Source organism: Natronolimnohabitans innermongolicus JCM 12255, assembly GCF_000337215.1.
Taxonomy (GTDB): Archaea; Halobacteriota; Halobacteria; order Halobacteriales; family Natrialbaceae; genus Natronolimnohabitans; species Natronolimnohabitans innermongolicus.
In genome coordinates this window covers 12,712-30,397 of record NZ_AOHZ01000020.1, presented here as the reverse complement: position 1 = coordinate 30,397, position 17,686 = coordinate 12,712, and the positions used below count along the sequence as shown (strand labels likewise).

14 protein-coding genes are annotated in these 17,686 nt (G+C 66.3%); 13 read left to right on the top strand and 1 reads right to left on the bottom strand.

Going from position 1 to position 17,686, the window contains the following annotated elements; translation table 11 throughout:
• From C493_RS04525 to C493_RS04495, 7 genes are all read left to right on the top strand, one after another.
• The coding region (locus C493_RS04525; protein ID WP_007258228.1) for a (2Fe-2S) ferredoxin domain-containing protein at positions 1 to 517 on the top strand (517 nt) is incomplete at its 5' end.
• A gap of 73 nt (positions 518 to 590) precedes the next feature.
• Entirely contained in the window at positions 591 to 962 is a 372-nt protein-coding gene (locus C493_RS04520; RefSeq protein ID WP_007258227.1) for a DUF3209 family protein, read from the top strand.
• A 6-nt stretch (positions 963 to 968) separates the two neighbouring features.
• Positions 969 to 2,369, top strand: coding sequence for an outer membrane protein assembly factor BamB family protein (locus C493_RS04515; protein ID WP_007258226.1), 1,401 nt, complete (start codon positions 969 to 971; stop codon positions 2,367 to 2,369).
• Between the two features lie 141 nt (positions 2,370 to 2,510).
• Complete coding sequence (locus C493_RS04510) at positions 2,511 to 4,049, top strand: hypothetical protein (RefSeq protein WP_049889128.1); 1,539 nt, start codon at positions 2,511 to 2,513, stop codon at positions 4,047 to 4,049.
• 2 nt (positions 4,050 to 4,051) lie between these two features.
• Entirely contained in the window at positions 4,052 to 4,609 is a 558-nt protein-coding gene (locus C493_RS04505; protein WP_007258224.1) for a hypothetical protein, read from the top strand.
• A gap of 51 nt (positions 4,610 to 4,660) precedes the next feature.
• The gene (locus C493_RS23600; RefSeq protein WP_007258223.1) at positions 4,661 to 5,899 is read left to right on the top strand and encodes a hypothetical protein; all 1,239 of its coding nucleotides are present in this window, start codon (positions 4,661 to 4,663) and stop codon (positions 5,897 to 5,899) included.
• A 139-nt stretch (positions 5,900 to 6,038) separates the two neighbouring features.
• A complete protein-coding gene (locus C493_RS04495; RefSeq protein WP_007258222.1) occupies positions 6,039 to 7,100 on the top strand; it encodes a hypothetical protein in 1,062 nt (353 codons plus the stop codon).
• Positions 7,101 to 7,135: 35 nt separating this feature from the next.
• Here the strand turns inward: C493_RS04495 and C493_RS04490 are convergent, their stop codons facing one another.
• Positions 7,136 to 7,384: a hypothetical protein gene (locus tag C493_RS04490; RefSeq protein WP_007258221.1), complete on the bottom strand. Its 249-nt coding sequence runs from the start codon at positions 7,382 to 7,384 to the stop codon at positions 7,136 to 7,138.
• Between the two features lie 107 nt (positions 7,385 to 7,491).
• On the opposite strand from C493_RS04490, the gene C493_RS04485 reads away from it, so the two are divergent.
• From C493_RS04485 to C493_RS04460, 6 genes are all read left to right on the top strand, one after another.
• The gene (locus C493_RS04485) at positions 7,492 to 7,923 is read left to right on the top strand and encodes a universal stress protein (RefSeq protein ID WP_007258220.1); all 432 of its coding nucleotides are present in this window, start codon (positions 7,492 to 7,494) and stop codon (positions 7,921 to 7,923) included.
• A 59-nt stretch (positions 7,924 to 7,982) separates the two neighbouring features.
• Positions 7,983 to 8,477: a universal stress protein gene (locus tag C493_RS04480; protein WP_007258219.1), complete on the top strand. Its 495-nt coding sequence runs from the start codon at positions 7,983 to 7,985 to the stop codon at positions 8,475 to 8,477.
• A gap of 206 nt (positions 8,478 to 8,683) precedes the next feature.
• A complete protein-coding gene (locus C493_RS04475) occupies positions 8,684 to 10,723 on the top strand; it encodes a cation:proton antiporter (RefSeq protein WP_007258218.1) in 2,040 nt (679 codons plus the stop codon).
• Positions 10,724 to 10,976: 253 nt separating this feature from the next.
• Positions 10,977 to 12,959: an acetate--CoA ligase gene (gene acs / locus C493_RS04470; RefSeq protein WP_007258217.1), complete on the top strand. Its 1,983-nt coding sequence runs from the start codon at positions 10,977 to 10,979 to the stop codon at positions 12,957 to 12,959.
• 139 nt (positions 12,960 to 13,098) lie between these two features.
• Complete coding sequence (locus C493_RS04465) at positions 13,099 to 15,312, top strand: bacterio-opsin activator domain-containing protein (RefSeq protein WP_007258216.1); 2,214 nt, start codon at positions 13,099 to 13,101, stop codon at positions 15,310 to 15,312.
• 288 nt (positions 15,313 to 15,600) lie between these two features.
• Positions 15,601 to 17,658, top strand: coding sequence for an acetate--CoA ligase (locus tag C493_RS04460; RefSeq protein WP_007258215.1), 2,058 nt, complete (start codon positions 15,601 to 15,603; stop codon positions 17,656 to 17,658).
• The last annotated feature ends 28 nt before the right edge of the window (positions 17,659 to 17,686 follow it).

The window sequence follows — 17,686 nt, the reverse complement described above, 5'->3', positions numbered from 1 at the left end:
GGCGGGCGAGCCGCTCGGAACGGACTCGCGGCTGCTCGACGTCTTCGCCGACCGCTGGCAGGAAGCGCGCACCGACAGCGTCGAGATGTCCTGTGACACCTGCAAGTACAAGGTCGACCTCGAGGGCTACGAGGAAGACGTCGGCGGCGCGCGGGCGATGCTCAGGGCGCTGGCCCATCAGGAGGCCCACGCCGACCGCGAGGACGTCGACGACGAGCCCCACACCCACGACGCGCCGGCGAAACACGTCGCGGTCTGTACGAACCGGACCTGCGCCGACATGGGGTCGCCGTCGGTCCTCGAGCGACTGCGACAGGAAGTGCGCGATTCCGAGCACTGCGACGCCCGGATCACGCGCTCGTCGTGTCTCGGTCGCTGTGGCGACGGGCCGATGGTCGCCGTCTATCCCGACGGAATCTGGTACGGCGACGTCGCCAGCGAGGACGCCGAACGGATCGTCGCGGATCACCTCGACCGAGACCGGATCGTCAGCGAACTGGTCGATCAGACGTTATGACGGAGGTATCGCCCGCTAACTGACCTGTAACGAGTGTAACGAGTACCACACGAACACGGACACAGAGATAGACATGAGCTGCCACGAAATCGAAGCGCTACGACTCGCACTGATGAACGTCCTCGGCGTCGGGGACCAACACGCCCGCGACCACGCCGAGACGGAACTCGAGGGCCACATCGACGGGCCGATCGAGGGTCTCGTCGAGGCCGACAGCCTCGCCGAAATCGAACGCCACCTCGACGCGGCGCTCGTCGACCTGGAGGAAGAAGTCGCCGAGATGGACGCCGACGATCCCGAGTACGACTACACGCGAGGTCGCCTCCTCGAGGTTCGCAACGCCGAACAGACGGTTCAGCGACTGACGACACAAGGTGGGCAGATCGTCGACGGACTCGGAACATCCCACGATATGCTCCACGAACTGTTCCCGATCGAGGAGTGAGAACGGATGTCCGAAACTGCCGACAGCGCCACTACCGACGGCGAACAGGGACGAGGACAGGAACACGAACAGAACCAAGAACGGGACCGAGAGCACGAGCGAGACCGACGACCACACTCAGACGGCGACCTCGAGTTCGAGTCCGTCCCGCTCGGCGAGATCGAGTCGGCCCGGAGCCGTCACATGTGGACGCGCTCTGCGGTCTGCGTGACCGAGGGCGGCGACTGCGTCCTCACCGGCGAGTGGGACGGCACCGTCACCGCCCGCGGAACCGACTCGCTCGAGACGCGCTGGACGGCCGTCCATCCGGAGCACGCGGTCGGAATCGCCGACCTCGGCGCGCAGCGAACGGGACGCCGCGCGACCGAATCCGGTGCGATCGTCGTCGCCGGTCGCGGCGAGACGGGCACGATCGCGGCCTACGACGCCGCCACGGGCGAGCAGCGCTGGCGGTACGACACCGTCGACGACCTCGGCGAACCCGTCTCCGAGTCGATTTTCTACCTCCCCTACGTCGTCGCCCTCGAGCCCGATCCGGCCGGCGACGGGGTCTACGCCGCCGCGCGACGCTACGAGCGCGACGGCGAGACGCGCCGGTGGCACAGCGTCGTCTACGCGTTCGACGGCGACGGGACGGTGCGCTGGCGCTACGAGACCGACGCCTCGCCGATCGCGATCGACGGAGACGCCGACGGCGAGACGCTCGCCGTGGGATACAACCGCTGTATGGGCGACCACGACACCGGCCTCGTCGTCCTCGAGGCCGAGACGGGCGACCTCGAGTGGACCTGGGACCCCGGCACCGAGGGCGACCGGCGCGTCGGCGACGTCGCCGTCGACGGCGACGCGGTCGCGGTCGCGAGCCACGGCGATAAGCGCGGCTACCTGCTCGGCTCCGGCGGCGCCGAACGGTGGCACGTCGACCTCGCGGTCGAGACGGAGATCGACGGCGAGACGCTGTACGCCTACCCGAATCACGCGGCGATCGCGGACGGTCGGGTGACGTTCGTCACCGGAAACACCTACGCCGTCGAGAGCCGCGAGACCGACGGACGACACCCGAACGAACACCGGATCGTGACGGTCGACGCCGCCGGCGACGGTGGCGACGGCGGCGAACCGCTGTGGGACGATTCGGTCCGCGGCTTCGTCCACGGACTCGCCGCCGCCGGCGAGACGATCGTCGCCCCCTGCGCCCAGAATTTCCGCGTTCGCGATCCCGAAACCCACGCCGTTCGCTGTTTCGACCGAGAAAATGGTCCCACCGCTCTCGAGCGATTTTCGGGAATCGCGACGGCCGCCGCCGTCGGCGGCGACACGCTCGCCGCGATCGAAGAGCCTGTCGAGTACCACGACGAGGGCGAGACGCGCGGTGCGTATCGGCTGTGTGTCTCCAGACTAAACTGAGTCGTTCCGGGTTCGCGCGACTCGAGCGGGTCCGCTCACACCGATTTTCGCACCGGTCCGTTCGCGAGTAGTTGCTTTGCCCGACAATCGCATACGCAAGGGCAATTACCACAACGCTCACTCACGTGGGTTTTGCGTATAATGACAGCAGGACTAGAAGATGACGGCTCCGAGGAGTGTCTCGATCCCATGGACGTTTCGGATCGCTCGGACTCCCATCACGACGGTGAGAACGCGAGAGACGCAACCCGGACGGTGCTACCCGATGGTGGACAGGCGGAGATGGAACCGGAAGACGAAGACGACGAAGACACGCACCCCGAAGGCGAACTCGAGGACGAAGTCGAGGAGGACGGACTCGAGGAGGAGGCCGAACCGGACGGCGAAGAATCCGATTCCGAAGACGAGTCGGACGCACAGGAAGCGGAAAGCGACGAAGCTGAGGCGGAATCCGAGGACGAGGAGGCCGAAGAAGCGGCCGAAGACGAGGAGGCCGAAGACGTCGAAGAAGAAGCCGAGGATGAGGCAGCTGAAGAAGAATCGGCGGACGAGGAAGCCGAAGAAGAGTCCGAGGGTGAATCGGAGGACGAAGAAATGGCCGAGGATGAACCGGCTGAAGAAGGGGTAGAAGACGAAGACGTCGAAGAGGAGGCCGAAGACGAGGCGGCTGAAGAAGAAGCCGAGGAAGAGGAGCCTGAAGAAGAAGAAGCCGACGATGAGGGTGTCGGAGAAGACATCGAGGACGAGGACGCCGGCGAAGAGGCAGACGAGGAAGCAGAATCGGAGGACAGCGACGACACCGGTGACCTCGTCGAAGACGACCGCGCCGAGGACCACGCCGCGGACGCCGAGGAGGTCTACGAGGGCGACGACGCCTCCGGCGTGTTGCACCTCGACCTCGACGGGCTCTTCCTGGACCTGCTCGGCCTCGAGGTCAACCTCAATCCGGTCCAGCTCGACCTCTCGGCGCGGCCGGGCGAGAACAACCTGCTCGGGAACCTACTCTCTGCCGTCACGGGACTGCTCGACGGCCCCGGCGCCATGCTGGACAAGGCCAAAGAGGTGCTGAGCAAGCCCATCGAGTTTCTCAAGAAGCTCCCCGGAAAGGCGAAAGACGCCCTGAGCGGCCTGCTCGAGAACCCGACCGAGTTGCTCAGTGGCCTGCTCGAGCGGCCCAAGGAGTTCCTGACGAAGGTGCTGCGCAAGCCGCTGGAACTGCTCGGCATCGGCGGCGAGACGGCGGACGCCGAGGACGAGGAAGAAGCGGAGGACGCTGGCGGGGTTCTCTCGTCGCTGTTCAGCCGGCTGAAGGATATCCTCGGAACGCCCGTCGAGTGGCTCAGAAGCCTCTTTGGCGGCGCCGAAGAGGCCGCGCCGGACGAGGCAGCCGCCGAAGAAACGCCCGACGAGGAGGTGGAAGAAGCAGAGGGTGCCGAGGAAACCGACGCCGAGGAAGAGGGCGAAAGCGAGGAAGAGGCAACCGAGTCGCCCGGCCCGATCGCCAGAGCGACCAGCTGGTTGAAAGAGCGGTTGGTCGGACTCATCCCCGGCCTTCCGGTCGAGGATCTCGTCGCATCGGTCGTCAGCCAGGCGATTCGGCAGGTGATCGAGCAACTCGAGCCGGAGGGTGAACCGGGCGAGGCGAGCGATCAATCCGGCGGCGCCCAGGAGGCAGCCTAACGATGAGCGAAAGCGAGACCGAACGCGGAGCCGAGAGCGAGAGTACCGAACCCGAGACAACCGAACGGCGCATCGACTACGATGCAGTCCTCGAGAACATCGACGTCGACGAACTGGTCGCGGGGACACAACTGGAAGGGCAGGTCGACGAGGACAGGCCCCTCGGGGAAGCCCTCGGCGCCGAAATCGGTGCGGCCGTCGGACGGAACGTCGGCGAATCGGCCGGCCGCGCGGTCGGCGACATGGTCGTCGACGAACTGTTCGGCGCCGACGAGTCAGCGGAAGCGGACGAAGACGAGGCTGACGAGTCGGAAGAAGAAGCCGACGAGACGGACGTCGAGGACGAGGACGCTGACGACCGTGACGAAGACGAGAGCGCTGACGAAGCCGACGAAGCGACGGACGACGCAGACGCAGACGGCGAGGGCGAAACCGACGATGAATCCGACGACGAATCCGAGTCGGACGCCGACGACGCTGGCGGGGACGAGGAACCGGACGACGCCGAACGTACCGACGACGAATCCGGCGACGACGAAAACGAGGGCGGGGAGGAATAACGATGAGACAGCGATCCACCACCGATTCGGCGAGCGCTCGAGGTGACGAAAATGAGTGAAAGCGAAAGCGAGAGCGAGAGCGGAAACGGCCTCACGGAACTGGTCAGCCAGGAAGTAACGGACCAGCTCGACGTGGCGGAACTCCTCAACAACGGCAGCATTGAGGACAGTATCGACGGCGGCGACGTCGGCGCCGCAGTCGGTCGCGAACTGGGCGAACGCGCCGGTCGCGAACTCGGCGCCGCGCTCGGACGCGCGATTCACGAGACCATCGCCCAGGGACTCGAGGAGGACAAGAGCCGCGCGGAGATGCAGGCGGACCTCACGGAGGCGATCCGAAACGCGTTCCAGCAGGTCATCGAGAAGAACCAGGCCAAGGACGTCGTTCGCTCGATGGTCCAGAACGCGACCGAAGGGAGCAGCCTCGAGGGCCTCATCGAGCCCGATACCGAACGCGAGGCGGACGAGGAAGAAGCGGCCGACGAAGCGGCGGCTGACGACGCCGACGAGGAGGGCACGGCCGAGTCGGTCGCTGAGAGCGTCACCGACACTGCCGAAGACGTCAGCGAAGCCAGCGGTCTCGACGAGTTACTCGAGCGCGACGATGAGGAGGAGGCGGCTGACGAAGCGGCTGAAGGGGACGACGAGGAAGAGACCGCTGATGAAGCCGACGCGGACGAGGATGATGAGGAGGCCCTCGAGGACGAAAGCGAGGTTGACGATGCCGACGCTGCGGGGGAGGAAGACGACCTCGAGGACGAGGCCCAGGAGTCGGTCGAAGACGAGGAAGCCGAGGACGAAGCGGCCGATGACGAGGAAGCCGAGGACGAAGCGGCCGATGACGAGGAAGGTGAGGACGAAGTGGCCGATGACGAGGAAGGTGAGGACGAAGTGGCCGATGACGAGGAAGGTGAGGACGAAGTGGCCGATGGCGAGGAAGCCGAGGACGAAGTGGCCGATGACGAGGAAGTCGAGGACGAAGTGGCCGATGACGAGGAAGTCGAGGACGAAGTGGCCGATGACGAGGAAGGTGAGGACAAGACGGAAGCCGAAGACGACGAGAGCGGGCCGTCGGTCGAGGACGTTGCGGACCTTCGAAAAGACACCCTCGAGGACTTCCTCGGAGTCATGTCCTACGACGACCTCCAGTCGGTGGCCAAGGACATCGGCGTGAAGGCCAACCTCAGCCGCGACGAGATGACCGAGGAGATCATCACGGCCGTCACCGACGGTGAAACCGACTCGAGCGACGACGAAGCGGAAGAGGAGCCCGAAGCCGAGGCAGACTGACGGTCGATCGGAGCCGATCGGTCGGTCGACAGAGCGAAATCGCGACGGTCGCTCGAGCGCGGGCCGGCAGCCGACGGCAGCGACGATACAGCGGTCGGACGATCATCTCGAAGCGGCGCCGAGACCACCACGAGCACCCATGACCCAACAACACCAGAACCTCGATCAGGAGATCCGGGAGATACTGGACGAGGCGGCGGCCGCCAGCGGGGCGGCACTTCGCGACGAGGACGACGCCGACGGGGATGCGGACCTCCTCGAGACTGCGACGCGCGCGGACGAACTGCTCGAAGACGCCGATCCGGAGGCGCTGCTCGAGGCGGTCGGACTGGCCGAGTTGCCCGACGGGAGCGAGCCGGACTCGCTCCCGGCGGCCATCGCGCGCGGCGATCCGGAGCGGGTCGAGGAGCTACAGCGACTACTGAACCTCTCGAATCTCGCCGGGCGGGACGACGACGAGGCGCTCGAGGGGGCGGTCGACGAACTGCGGGAATCGATCGGCACGGACGATGCCGACGAGCCGGCGGAATCGGCGGACGACACGGACGACGGCGAGACGACCGCGGACGGAGACGGCGAGGGCGATGCGGGCGACGGCGGCAAGGACGATACGGACGACGAGGGCGGGCTTCTCGAGACCGCGGCCGACGCCGTCTCGGAGACGCTCGAGGACGACGAGTCGGCCGACGGCGGAACGGAGGGGGAGGCGGACGACGCGGACGCGGACCCGGACGAGGACGCAGACGATACGGGCGTGATCGAGGACACGGTCGAATCGGTCGCCGAGACGGCGTCGGAGAGCGACGGACTCGACGCGTTGCTCGCCGACGACGAGGACGACGCGGACGAGAGTGAATCGGCCGCGGAGACCGACGAAGACGAGGTCGACGACGGTGACGATCTCGCCGACCAGCTCCGGTCGACGGTGGAGTCGACGTTCTCGGACGTCGGGGGCGAACTCGAGGGGCTACAGGAACAGCTCCAGCAACGAAGCGCGGGCGCGGTCGAGGGCTCGGACGAGGACGGTAGCGAGGGTGAAGCGGGCGAAGACGAGGACGACGGCCTTCTCGAGACCGACCTCGGCTCCGGGAGCGGAACCTCGGGCGGCGCCACGCGTCACTCGACGATGGCGCCGCCGCCGTCGGAGCGGGCCGATATGAAGGGGACCGCGCGTCACTCGACGATGCCCGACAGGAACTGACCGTGGGTTCCCGGGCGCACAGCGAGTACGGTCGGTCAGTGCTCGACGTCGGTCTCGGCCTCGGGGTCGCTCTCCTCGCCGTCGTCGTCGATGAACAGTCGCGCGCCCATGATCGGGATAAAGAGAAAGAACGCGAGAAACATCGCGCTGACGAAAATCGCGTTGATGAACTGCGGCGAGACCGCCGGCGTCACGAGCAGCGACGCGATGAGCGTTCCGCCGCCGAGCGACACGGCGATGAGGACGAGGAGATCCGTCGACTCCACCGGAACTTCGTCGGACATAGTCGTCGCTACGAATCGCGTCGTAAAGTCTTTCGAGGTTTCGGTCCGATTTCGGTGGTCGGCGGCGTGGCCCCCGAAGCTTTGTCGACCGAAGCCCTAGCGAAACCATGTACGATTCGATTCTCGTCGCCACCGACGGGAGCGAAACGGCGGCAGCCGCCGCCGAACACGCGATCGGACTCGCGCGTCAGTTCGACGCCGAACTGTCGGCCGTCACCGTCCTCGAGAGCCGAACCGAGTACGACAACGCGATCGTCGATCCCGAGGTTGTCGAGAAGCGCCGGAGAGCGGCCGCGGAGGAGACGCTCGAGGACGTTTCGGCGTCGGCTCGAGACGCGTCGGTTCCGATCGAGACGGCGATCCGAACGGGCGTTCCACACGAGGAAATCCTCGCGGAAGCCGACGACTGCGAGGCGGACGTGATCGTCGTCGGCGCGCGCGGCCGCTCGTCGCTGCGGCGACAACTCCTCGGCGGCACCGTCGACGCGCTCGTCAGAATCGCTGACCGTCCGGTGTTCGTGATCGAAGCCGACGAGTGAGCGTCCCGTCGGCTGTCGGAGGCCGAACATTTACTTTGGCTGTCGTGTGAGTGAATAGTATGACGCTACTCGTTCCCTTCGACGGGTCGGAGCTGGCGAGAAACGCGCTCGAGAAAGCAACCGAATTCGGCGAGTTACTCGACGAGGAGGTCGTCGTCCTGACCGTGGTGCCGGACGACGACGAGTACGCACGGGAGCGGGGCTGGATCACGGAGGGCGAACCGTTCGACCTCGAGGCGGTCGAATCCGGGATGGCGGAGTACGCGGCGGAGACGGCGCCGGAGGCGACGGTTCGAACCGAGCGTGTCAGTTCCGACGAGCCGACAGCGACCGCGACGAAGAACGTCGTCCGCGAGATTCGCCGCGTCGCGGCCGACGTCGAAGCCTCGGTGGTGTTCATCGGCTCGGAAAACGCCGGTTCGGTGATCGCACCGCAGTCGAGCGTCGGCGGCCCGGTCGCGAGCGACCAGCGCTACGACGTCTACGTCGTTCGCCGACCCGAGGAAGCCGTCGAGCCCGAGGAGATCACCGACATCGATTCGATGATCGACTGATCCCGTCGGTCGAGCGTCGTCTCGCGGCCGCCGACGAGTGGAATCGCCTCGAGAGCCGTCTGTCGGGCGCTTTCGAGCCCGACGATATCGGCAGAAACCGAGCCGACCCGAGACCGTTTGTGGTCGGTCGTTGACGACCTCCGTAGACACGTGCCAGTCAGGACCGTCGCGGTAAGCGCCGTCGCGTCTCGTCCGCAGGCGCTACGATGAGCGTCGCCGTTCCGGAGCTTCCGATCGACGACCCGATCCTCATCTTCGGGATCGCGATGTTCGCCTTTCTGATCGCGCCGCTGCTTCTCGGTCGGTACCGGCTGCCGGGAATCGTCGGCATCATCCTCATCGGCGCGGCGATCGGCCCGAACGGGATCGGCCTCCTCGCGCGCGACGAGACGATCGTGTTGCTCGGCGAGGTCGGAATCGTCTACCTGATGTTCGTCGCCGGCCTCGAGATCAACCTCTCGCAGTTCATCGAGTACAAGGATCGAAGCGTCGTCTTCGGGCTCTGCTCGTTCGTTATCCCGCAGGTGGTCGGCACCGTCGTGGGCTACTTCCTGCTGGGACTCTCGCTCGGCGCCGCGGCGCTGTTCGCCGCGATCTTCGCCTCGCATACGCTGCTTGCGTACCCGGTGGTCAGTCGCCTCGGCATCGCCAAGACCGAGAGCGTCACGGCGACGATCGGGGGAACGATCATCACCGACACGCTGGCCTTGCTCGTCCTCGCGGTCGTCATCGCCGGCACAGAGGGTGAACTCGGCCCGGCGTTCTGGCTCGAGTTGACCGTCGGCCTGACCGTCTTCTTCGCGGGCGTCTGGCTGCTCGTCCCGCGGCTCGGTCGGTGGTTCTTCCGGACGGTAAACCAGGAGAGTTACGTCGAATTCCTGTTCGTCATGGCCGTGCTCTTCTTCTCCGCCTTTTTCGCTCACGCGGCGGGGATCGAGTACATCGTCGGCGCGTTCCTCGCCGGGCTCGTGCTCAATCGGCTCGTGCCCGAGCACGGCCCGTTGATGAACCGAATCGAGTTCGTCGGGAACGCCCTCTTTATCCCCTTCTTTTTGCTGTCGGTCGGGATGCTCGTCGACGTCCGCGTGTTGGCCGACGGTCCCGAGACGCTGACGATCGCCGCCGCGTTCGTCGTCCTCGTGATCGCGACGAAGTACGCGGCGGCCTGGGTCACCGCGACGCGATACGGCTACACGCACGACGAGACGATGACGATGTTCGGACTCTCGGTCGGACAGGCCGCGGCCGCGCTCGCCATCGTGCTCATCGGATTTCAGGTCGACCTGTTCGGCGAGGCGATGCTCAACGCGGTCGTCCTGATGATCCTCGTCGTCAGCGTTATCAGCCCGACCGTCGTCGACCGCTACGGCCGCGCGGTCGCCAGCGCGGCCGAGCGCACGACGTACGACCCGCGGTCTGCACCCCAGCGAGTCATGGTTCCGTTTTCGCGCGATTCCCAGTATCGCGACCGGCTGCTCGACCTCGCGTTGTTCGTTCGCGAACCCGACGACGAACAGCCCCTCTATACGCTGAGCGTCGCCGAGCAGAGCGATCGCGCCGAAGCCGACGTCGCCGAAATCGAGGCGATCCTCGCGGAGACCGAAGCCTACACCGCCGGCGCCGAGGTTCCGGTCGACCCTCAGACTCGCGTCGACGCCAACGTCGCCTCGGGGATCATCCGTGCGGTCCTCGAGAACCGAATCACGACCCTCGTCATCGGCTGGGACGGCGAACCCCGCCATCAGCGCGTGTTCGGCAGCGTGATCGATCAGGTCCTCGTTCGGACGGAACAGCTCGTGCTCGTCTCGCACGTCCGTCAACCGCTGAATACGACGGGCGAGGTCGTCGTCGTCCTCCCGCCGGGGATCGACCACAACGACGGCTTCTACGAGGCCGTCCACACGGTCGAACACCTCGCGGAACAGGTCGGTGCGCCGATTCGAGGCGTCGTCGTGGACGGCAATCCCGAGCAGTTCGAGCGGCTGTTCGACATGGTCGAGCCTGACGTGCCGGCCACCTTCGAGCGCGTCGGCGGCTGGGACGGCGTCGAACGAACGCTCGAGGAGACCGTCGACGAAACCGACCTCGTCGTCCCGATGAGCGCCCGCCGCGGCACGATGGGCTGGGATCCCGCGCTGGGGCAGCTGCCGACGACGGTGGCTCGAGTCACCGACGGCAACTTCGTCGTGCTCTATCCGGCGGTGGGAGACCGCGGCGACGAGCGGCGGTTCCTCCAGTTTCGGTGACTCGAGTAGCTGAGGCTTTCACGAGGCATCCGCGAACGGAGTGAGCGGTTCACCGAGCGCGCACCAGCGCGCTCGGTCTTTTTCATCGAAGTCCACAAGAGCTCCGCTCTTGCGGGCCCATCAGAAATCTTTGATTTCTGAGGTCGTTTTTTGCTCGGGTTCGAGCGCGGCCGCAGGCCGCGTGAGGATCCGAGTAAAAACGTTCGGAGGGCGAACGCTTATTCGCCTGACGGCCGTCGGTTCGAACGAGACAATGGTCGATCGGAACGGGCGGGGGCGGAGTCGCAACCACCCCGTCCTCACCGGATCACCCCGGAGCCCTCCAGCGTCGTTCGTCGAACAGGCAAACGTCACTGATCCGGAGATCTACGAGACGTTCGAAGCGCAGTGGCCGGAGTGCTGGGAGCGTGCGGCCGACCGCCTGTCGTGGGACGAGGCGTACGACACCGTCCTTGAGGACGAGGACGCGCCGTTCTACCGGTGGTTTACGGGCGGACGGCTCAACGCCGCCTACAACTGCATCGATCGCCACCTCGAGTCGGGGCGCAAGACCCACACGGCGATCCGCTGGGAAGGAAAACACGGCGAGCGTCGGACCTACACCTACCGCGACCTGTACGTCGCGGTCAACGAGGTCGCCGCCGCGTTGCGGGACCTGGGCGTCGAGGAAGACGACGTGGTGACGATCTACCTGCCGATGATCCCGGAACTGCCGATCGCGATGCTCGCCTGCGCGCGAATCGGCGCGCCACACAGCGTCGTCTTCGCCGGACTCTCGGCCGACGCGCTGGCGACGCGGATGGACGCCGCCGACAGCGAGTACCTGCTCACCTGCGACGGCTACTATCGCCGGGGCGATGCGTTCAACCAGAAGAGCAAGGCCGACAACGCCCTGCTGAAACTCGAACAGGACGTCCAGGCGGTCGTCGTCGACCGCCTCGGCGACGACCTCCCCCACGTGCTCGGCGACGGGGAGTACGACTATCACGAACTGCGCGAGACGTTTTCGGGCGCGACCGTCGACCCGGTCTCCCGGGACGCCGAGGACATGCTGTTTCTGATGTACACCTCCGGGACGACCGGGGAGCCGAAAGGCGTCGTCCACACGACGGGGGGCTATCTCGCCCACGCGGCCTGGACGAGCCACGCCGTCCTGGACGTCAAGCCGGAGGACACCTACTGGTGTGCGGCGGACATCGGCTGGATCACGGGCCACTCCTACATCGTCTACGGCCCGCTGGCGCTCGGAACGACGACCGTAATGTACGAGGGGACGCCGGACTATCCCGACCGGGATCGCCTCTGGGAAATCGCCGACCGGAACGCGGTCGACATCTTCTACACGGCGCCGACGGCGATTCGCGCGTTCATGAAGTGGGGACCGGAGTATCCGGACCGACACGACCTCTCCTCGCTGCGCCTGCTCGGGTCGGTCGGCGAGCCGATCAGTCCGCGCCCGTGGAACTGGTACTACGAGCACGTCGGTCGCGAAGCGTGTCCGATCGTCGACACCTGGTGGCAGACCGAAACCGGCGCCGTGACGGTCTCGACGCTGCCGGCGATCGACGACATGAAACCCGGCGCCGCCGGCCCCGGACTACCGGGTATCGACGTTCGAGTCGTCGACGAGGCCGGCGAACCGGTCGAACCCGGCGAATCCGGCTATCTCACCATCGCTCGCCCGTGGCCCGGCATGGCCCGAACGCTGTACGACGGCGACGATCGCTACCTCGAGGAGTACTGGAACCGATTTTCCGACCCCGAGGCCGACGACTGGCGCTACTTCAGCGGCGACGCCGCGCGGATCGACGACGACGGCTACCTGACGGTCCTCGGTCGGGTCGACGACGTGATGAACGTCTCCGGGCGCCGGCTGAGCACGACGGAAATCGAGAGCGCGATCACCGACGTCGCGGGCGTCGCCGAGACCGCCGTCGTCGGCCGCTCGAACGGGACGGGGGACACCGAGGTCGTCGCCTACGTCAGCACCGAGGGCGGCCACGACGACGAAAACGCGGTTCGGGAGGCGGTCGTCGACAGCGTCGAGTCGGCGATCGGACCGTTCGCCCGTCCGTCGCGGATCCTCTTTACGCCGGAACTGCCGAAGACGCGCTCGGGCAAGATCATGCGCCGCCTGCTCGAGGACGTCGCCAACGGCGAGGAACTGGGCGATACGAGCGCGCTACGGAATCCGGAGATCGTCGGCGAGATCCAGGCTGAGATCCGCGACGACTGAGCGTCGCCGCTCCATTTCGCGGTTTCAACCGTTGCGAAACTGGATTTCGAGTCGCTACCGAGGGTTTATCGGGAGAGGAACCGATTCTCGATGGCGAGAGGCGACATAGTTATATTCGGTCCTCCTGAAAGACCGAAGCATGAGTCTCGAGGCGACCGACTCGTCGGCGCTTACCCGCGACGAGTACGAGTTGCTCCTCGACGCCGCCGAAACCTACCGGGAGGCGCTCGTCGTTCGGCTCTGTGGCGACGTCGGATTGCGGCCGCGGGAGCTGGCCGAACTCACCGTCGACGACGTCGAGCAGGTTCGAATCGACCCGCCGCGGTATCTGGTTCGCGTGCCGGCCGTCGACGACGGCGCGGGACGGACGGCCTACCTGCCGACGCGCGTCGAGCGCGAACTGCGCCGGTACGCCAGGAGCAACGGACTGACGACCGACGATCGGCTCCTCCCCGTCACGGCTCGTCGCCTCCAGATGCTCGTCTCGGACGTCGCCGAGCGGGCGAGCGACCTGTTCGACCAGCCCGCCCTCGCCGACGTCTCGACGAGCGACCTGCGAGGCTATTTCGCTCGAACGGCGCTCGTCGATCACGCCGTCAACCCGCGGATCGTCAAGGCCGCCGGCGGCTGGGGAAGCTTCCAGGCGCTCGAGTCGTACCTGCCCGAGCCGTCGGACGCGACGATCGTCGACGCCTTCGAGGACGTCGAACGGCCGTCGAGTCCCGATCGAACGAGACGTGACGGTCCGGTCGTCGGCGACGACAGCGTCATCCGCCTCCTGCTCGCCGCCAGCGAGCGCTACGCCCTGCTTCGACTCGACGCCGACGGCTACGTCGATCGCTGGAACCGCAGCGCGGCGTCGATGTTCGGCTACCGCGCCGGCGAGATCGTCGGCACCCACGTCTCGACGTTCTACACCGACGCGGCCGTCGACGACGGGACGCCGGAACGGGCGCTCTCGACGGCCCTCGAGGAATCCGGCCACGAACACGAGGGATGGCGCGTCCACAAGGACGACACCGAGTTTCGCGTGACGGAGGTTATCTCCCCGCTGCGCGACGATCAGGGCCGTCACCGCGGCTTCGCCGTCTTCGTCAGGGACGTCTCCGCGGCCCACGAGGAACTCGAGTCGGTCCGTAGCCGGCGCGACGAACTCGAGGGCCAGTATGCGGTCGCAGTGGCCCACCGCGCGGTCACGCAATCGTTACTCGAGTCGACCGACCACGAGGAGATCGAAACGCGGACCTGCGCCGCCCTGACGAGCGGACGGGCCTACGACTGCGCCTGGATCGATCGAGCCACTCACTCGAATCGTCACACGGACTGGCGGGCCGCAAGCGGGATCGAACCGGGCGACGTCGAACGGCTCGTCCCCGACGCGTGGCGAGACGACGATCCGTCACCGACGACCGACGAAACGGTGCGCGTGGCGACCGGCGTCGAACTTCCGGTCGCCGGCGATACCGGCGAGGAAGCGAGTACCGAGGGGACGCTTGCGCGCGTGTTGCTGTCCTACGGCGACACCGTCTACGGAACGCTCACGGTCGCGACCGACCGACCCGGTGCGGTCGGCGACGAGGAACGTCGGTGGCTCGAGACCATCGGCGAGCAGGTCGGCTACGGGATCGCGGCGATCCGACGCCGAAACCTCCTGCTGTCGGATCGCGTCGTCGAACTCGACCTCTCCTGTCGCGACGACGATTCCTTTTTCGTCGACGCGTCGCGCCAACTGGGCTGTCGGTTCGAACTCGATTCGCTCGTTCCCGTCTCGGAATCGACCCAGCTGTACTACCTCCGACTCGAGGACGCGTCTCCGGCTGACGTCTTCGAACTGGCCGACGACGATCCCGGGATCGACGACTGCCGGCTGGTCGAAACCGACGAGGACGGCTGGCGCGTCGAGTTCGTCGTGACGGGCTCCTCGCCGGCGCTGACGCTCACCGAGTACGGCGTCACCGTCCTCGAGGCCGTTACCGACGGCGGAACGACGTCCTTGACCGCCGAGTGTGCGGCCGACGCCGACCTGCGGACGGTCGTCGCCGGCCTTCGGTCGGCGTTTCCGGACTCCGAACTCGTCGGCAAACGCGAGGCCGAACGCACCGTCCAGACGGCCCGCGAGTTCCGCGAGGGACTCGAGGACCGCCTGACCGACCGACAGGAAGCCTCGCTGCGAGCCGCCTACTCCGGGGGCTACTACGATTGGCCGCGCGAGAGTACGGCCGAGGAAATCGCCGACGCGATGGGCATCTCCTCGCCGACGCTGCACAACCACCTCCGGAAGGGACAACACGAACTGCTTCGGACGTTCTTCGACGACCCCGACGGCGACGAGCCCGCGTCGTCGACCGAGTAACGGTCGCTGGAGGGGGCGGGCGTGCCGTGAGACGAGCGCAGCCGACCGCGTCGATACTAAGCCTCTAGAGTCGCGCTTCCGACGCCGGAGATCGACGCCCCGCCGATACCGACCGCCGGCCGATCGGTCCGTCGCGCGCCCGTTCGCACCCCGAAATCGACCCCATATAGTCGACTATATGCACCTAATACAGTCAATATACTCTAGCTAGTCGACGTGTTCACACGTCGATTTTGCACAACTAGAGCGCGGCTTTACTATGGTCGTTGTTCATGGGTGTGTTGTATCATGTCACAGGAGGATGCCGACCTCGAGGCTCGCCTCGAGGAACAGGAAACGTTCGAACCGCCCGAGTCGTTCGTCGAACAGGCGAACGTCACCGATCCGGGCATCTACGAGGAGTTCGAAGAGAACTGGCCCGACTGCTGGGAGCGGGCCGCCGACCTCCTCTCGTGGGACGAGGCGTACGACACCGTCCTCGAGGACGGCGACGCCCCGTTCTACGAGTGGTTCACCGGCGGCGAGCTCAACGCCTCGTACAACTGTCTGGATCGTCACGTCGAAGAGGGTCGCGGCGACGAGGCCGCGATCGAGTGGGAGGGTGAGCTGGGCGAGACGCGCACCTACACCTACAGCGAACTGCTCGACGAGGTCGAGTCCTTCGCCGCGACGCTTCGCGACCTCGGCGTCGAGGAGGACGACGTCGTCACGCTGTACATGCCGATGGTACCGGAGCTGCCGGTTGCGATGCTCGCCTGTGCCCGTATTGGCGCACCCCACAGCGTGGTCTTCGCCGGCTTCTCCGCGGACGCGCTCGCGACCCGGATGAACTCCGCCGAGAGCGAGTATCTGGTCACCTGCGACGGCTACTATCGTCGCGGAGATGCGCTGGATCACATCGCGAAGGCCAACGAGGGTCTCGCGGACGTCGAACACGAGGTCTCCGATGTCGTCGTCGTCGACCGACTGGGCGACGACTTAGAACACGACCTCGCCGACAACCAGCACGACTACGACGACCTCGTCGACGAGCACGCCGACGCGTCGGTCGACCCTGTCTCCCGAGACGCCGAGGACATGCTCTTTCTCATGTACACCTCGGGGACGACGGGCCAGCCGAAGGGCGTCAAACACACGACCGGCGGCTATCTGGCCTACACGGCGTGGACCGCTCGCGCCGTCCTCGACCTCGAGGCCGACGACACCTACTGGTGTTCGGCCGACATCGGCTGGATTACGGGCCATTCCTACATCGTCTACGGGCCGCTCGCGCTCGGGACGACCTCGGTGATGTACGAGGGGACGCCCGATTATCCGAACAAGGACCGATTCTGGGAGATCGTCGAGAAGAACGAGGTCGACGTCTTCTACACGGCGCCGACGGCGATCCGTGCATTCATGAAGTGGGGCGAGGAGTACCCGGAAAAACGCGATCTGTCCTCGCTGCGCCTGCTCGGCACGGTCGGCGAGCCGATCAATCCGCGCGCGTGGAAGTGGTACTACAAACACATCGGAAACGAGGAGTGCCCGATCGTCGACACCTGGTGGCAGACCGAGACCGGCGGCCACATGATCACCACGTTGCCGGGCGTCAACGACATGAAACCCGGTTCGGCCGGACCCGGACTCCCCGGCGTCGATATCCAGGTCGTCGACGCACAGGGCGAGGAAGTCGAAGCCGGCGAAGCGGGCTATCTGACGGTCCCGAAGCCGTGGCCCGGCATGCTACGGACGCTCTATCAGAACGACGAGCGGTTCATCGACGAGTACTGGCAGGAGTACTCCGATCCCGACGCCGACGAGTGGGTCTACTTCCCCGAGGACGGCGCGAAGATCGACGAGGACGGGTACATCACCGTCCTCGGGCGCGTCGACGACGTGATCAACGTCTCNTTCCCCGAGGACGGCGCGAAGATCGACGAGGACGGGTACATCACCGTCCTCGGGCGCGTCGACGACGTGATCAACGTCTCCGGACACCGCCTCGGCACGATGGAAGTCGAGAGCGCGATCGTCGGCGTCGAGGGCGTCGCCGAAGCCGCTGTCGTCGGCGGCGACCACGACGTGAAAGGCGAGGCCGTCTACGCCTACGTCATTACGGAGGACGGCTACGACGGCGATAGCGATCTCGAGTCCGAGATCATCGACGGCGTCGTCGACGCGATCGGGCCGATCGCGAAACCCGAGGAAGTCATCTTCACGCCGGAACTCCCCAAGACGCGCTCGGGCAAAATCATGCGTCGCCTGCTCGAGAACATCGCGAGCGGCAACGAACTCGGCGATACCTCGACGCTTCGAAACCCCGAGATCGTCGACGAGATCGCCCAGCAGGTCGAAGCAGACTAGCTCGACTGCATTCTTTCACAGACAAGCA

Excerpts from the sequence above, each read along its gene's own strand:
- C493_RS04520 (WP_007258227.1), top strand. The coding sequence starts at position 591 with ATGAGCTGCCACGAAATCGAAGCGCTACGACTCGCACTGATGAACGTC.
- C493_RS04515 (WP_007258226.1), top strand. The coding sequence starts at position 969 with ATGTCCGAAACTGCCGACAGCGCCACTACCGACGGCGAACAGGGACGA.
- C493_RS04510 (WP_049889128.1), top strand. The coding sequence starts at position 2,511 with ATGACAGCAGGACTAGAAGATGACGGCTCCGAGGAGTGTCTCGATCCC.
- C493_RS04505 (WP_007258224.1), top strand. The coding sequence starts at position 4,052 with ATGAGCGAAAGCGAGACCGAACGCGGAGCCGAGAGCGAGAGTACCGAA.
- C493_RS23600 (WP_007258223.1), top strand. The coding sequence starts at position 4,661 with ATGAGTGAAAGCGAAAGCGAGAGCGAGAGCGGAAACGGCCTCACGGAA.
- C493_RS04495 (WP_007258222.1), top strand. The coding sequence starts at position 6,039 with ATGACCCAACAACACCAGAACCTCGATCAGGAGATCCGGGAGATACTG.
- C493_RS04490 (WP_007258221.1), bottom strand. The coding sequence starts at position 7,384 with ATGTCCGACGAAGTTCCGGTGGAGTCGACGGATCTCCTCGTCCTCATC.
- C493_RS04485 (WP_007258220.1), top strand. The coding sequence starts at position 7,492 with ATGTACGATTCGATTCTCGTCGCCACCGACGGGAGCGAAACGGCGGCA.
- C493_RS04480 (WP_007258219.1), top strand. The coding sequence starts at position 7,983 with ATGACGCTACTCGTTCCCTTCGACGGGTCGGAGCTGGCGAGAAACGCG.
- C493_RS04475 (WP_007258218.1), top strand. The coding sequence starts at position 8,684 with ATGAGCGTCGCCGTTCCGGAGCTTCCGATCGACGACCCGATCCTCATC.
- acs (WP_007258217.1), top strand. The coding sequence starts at position 10,977 with ATGGTCGATCGGAACGGGCGGGGGCGGAGTCGCAACCACCCCGTCCTC.
- C493_RS04465 (WP_007258216.1), top strand. The coding sequence starts at position 13,099 with ATGAGTCTCGAGGCGACCGACTCGTCGGCGCTTACCCGCGACGAGTAC.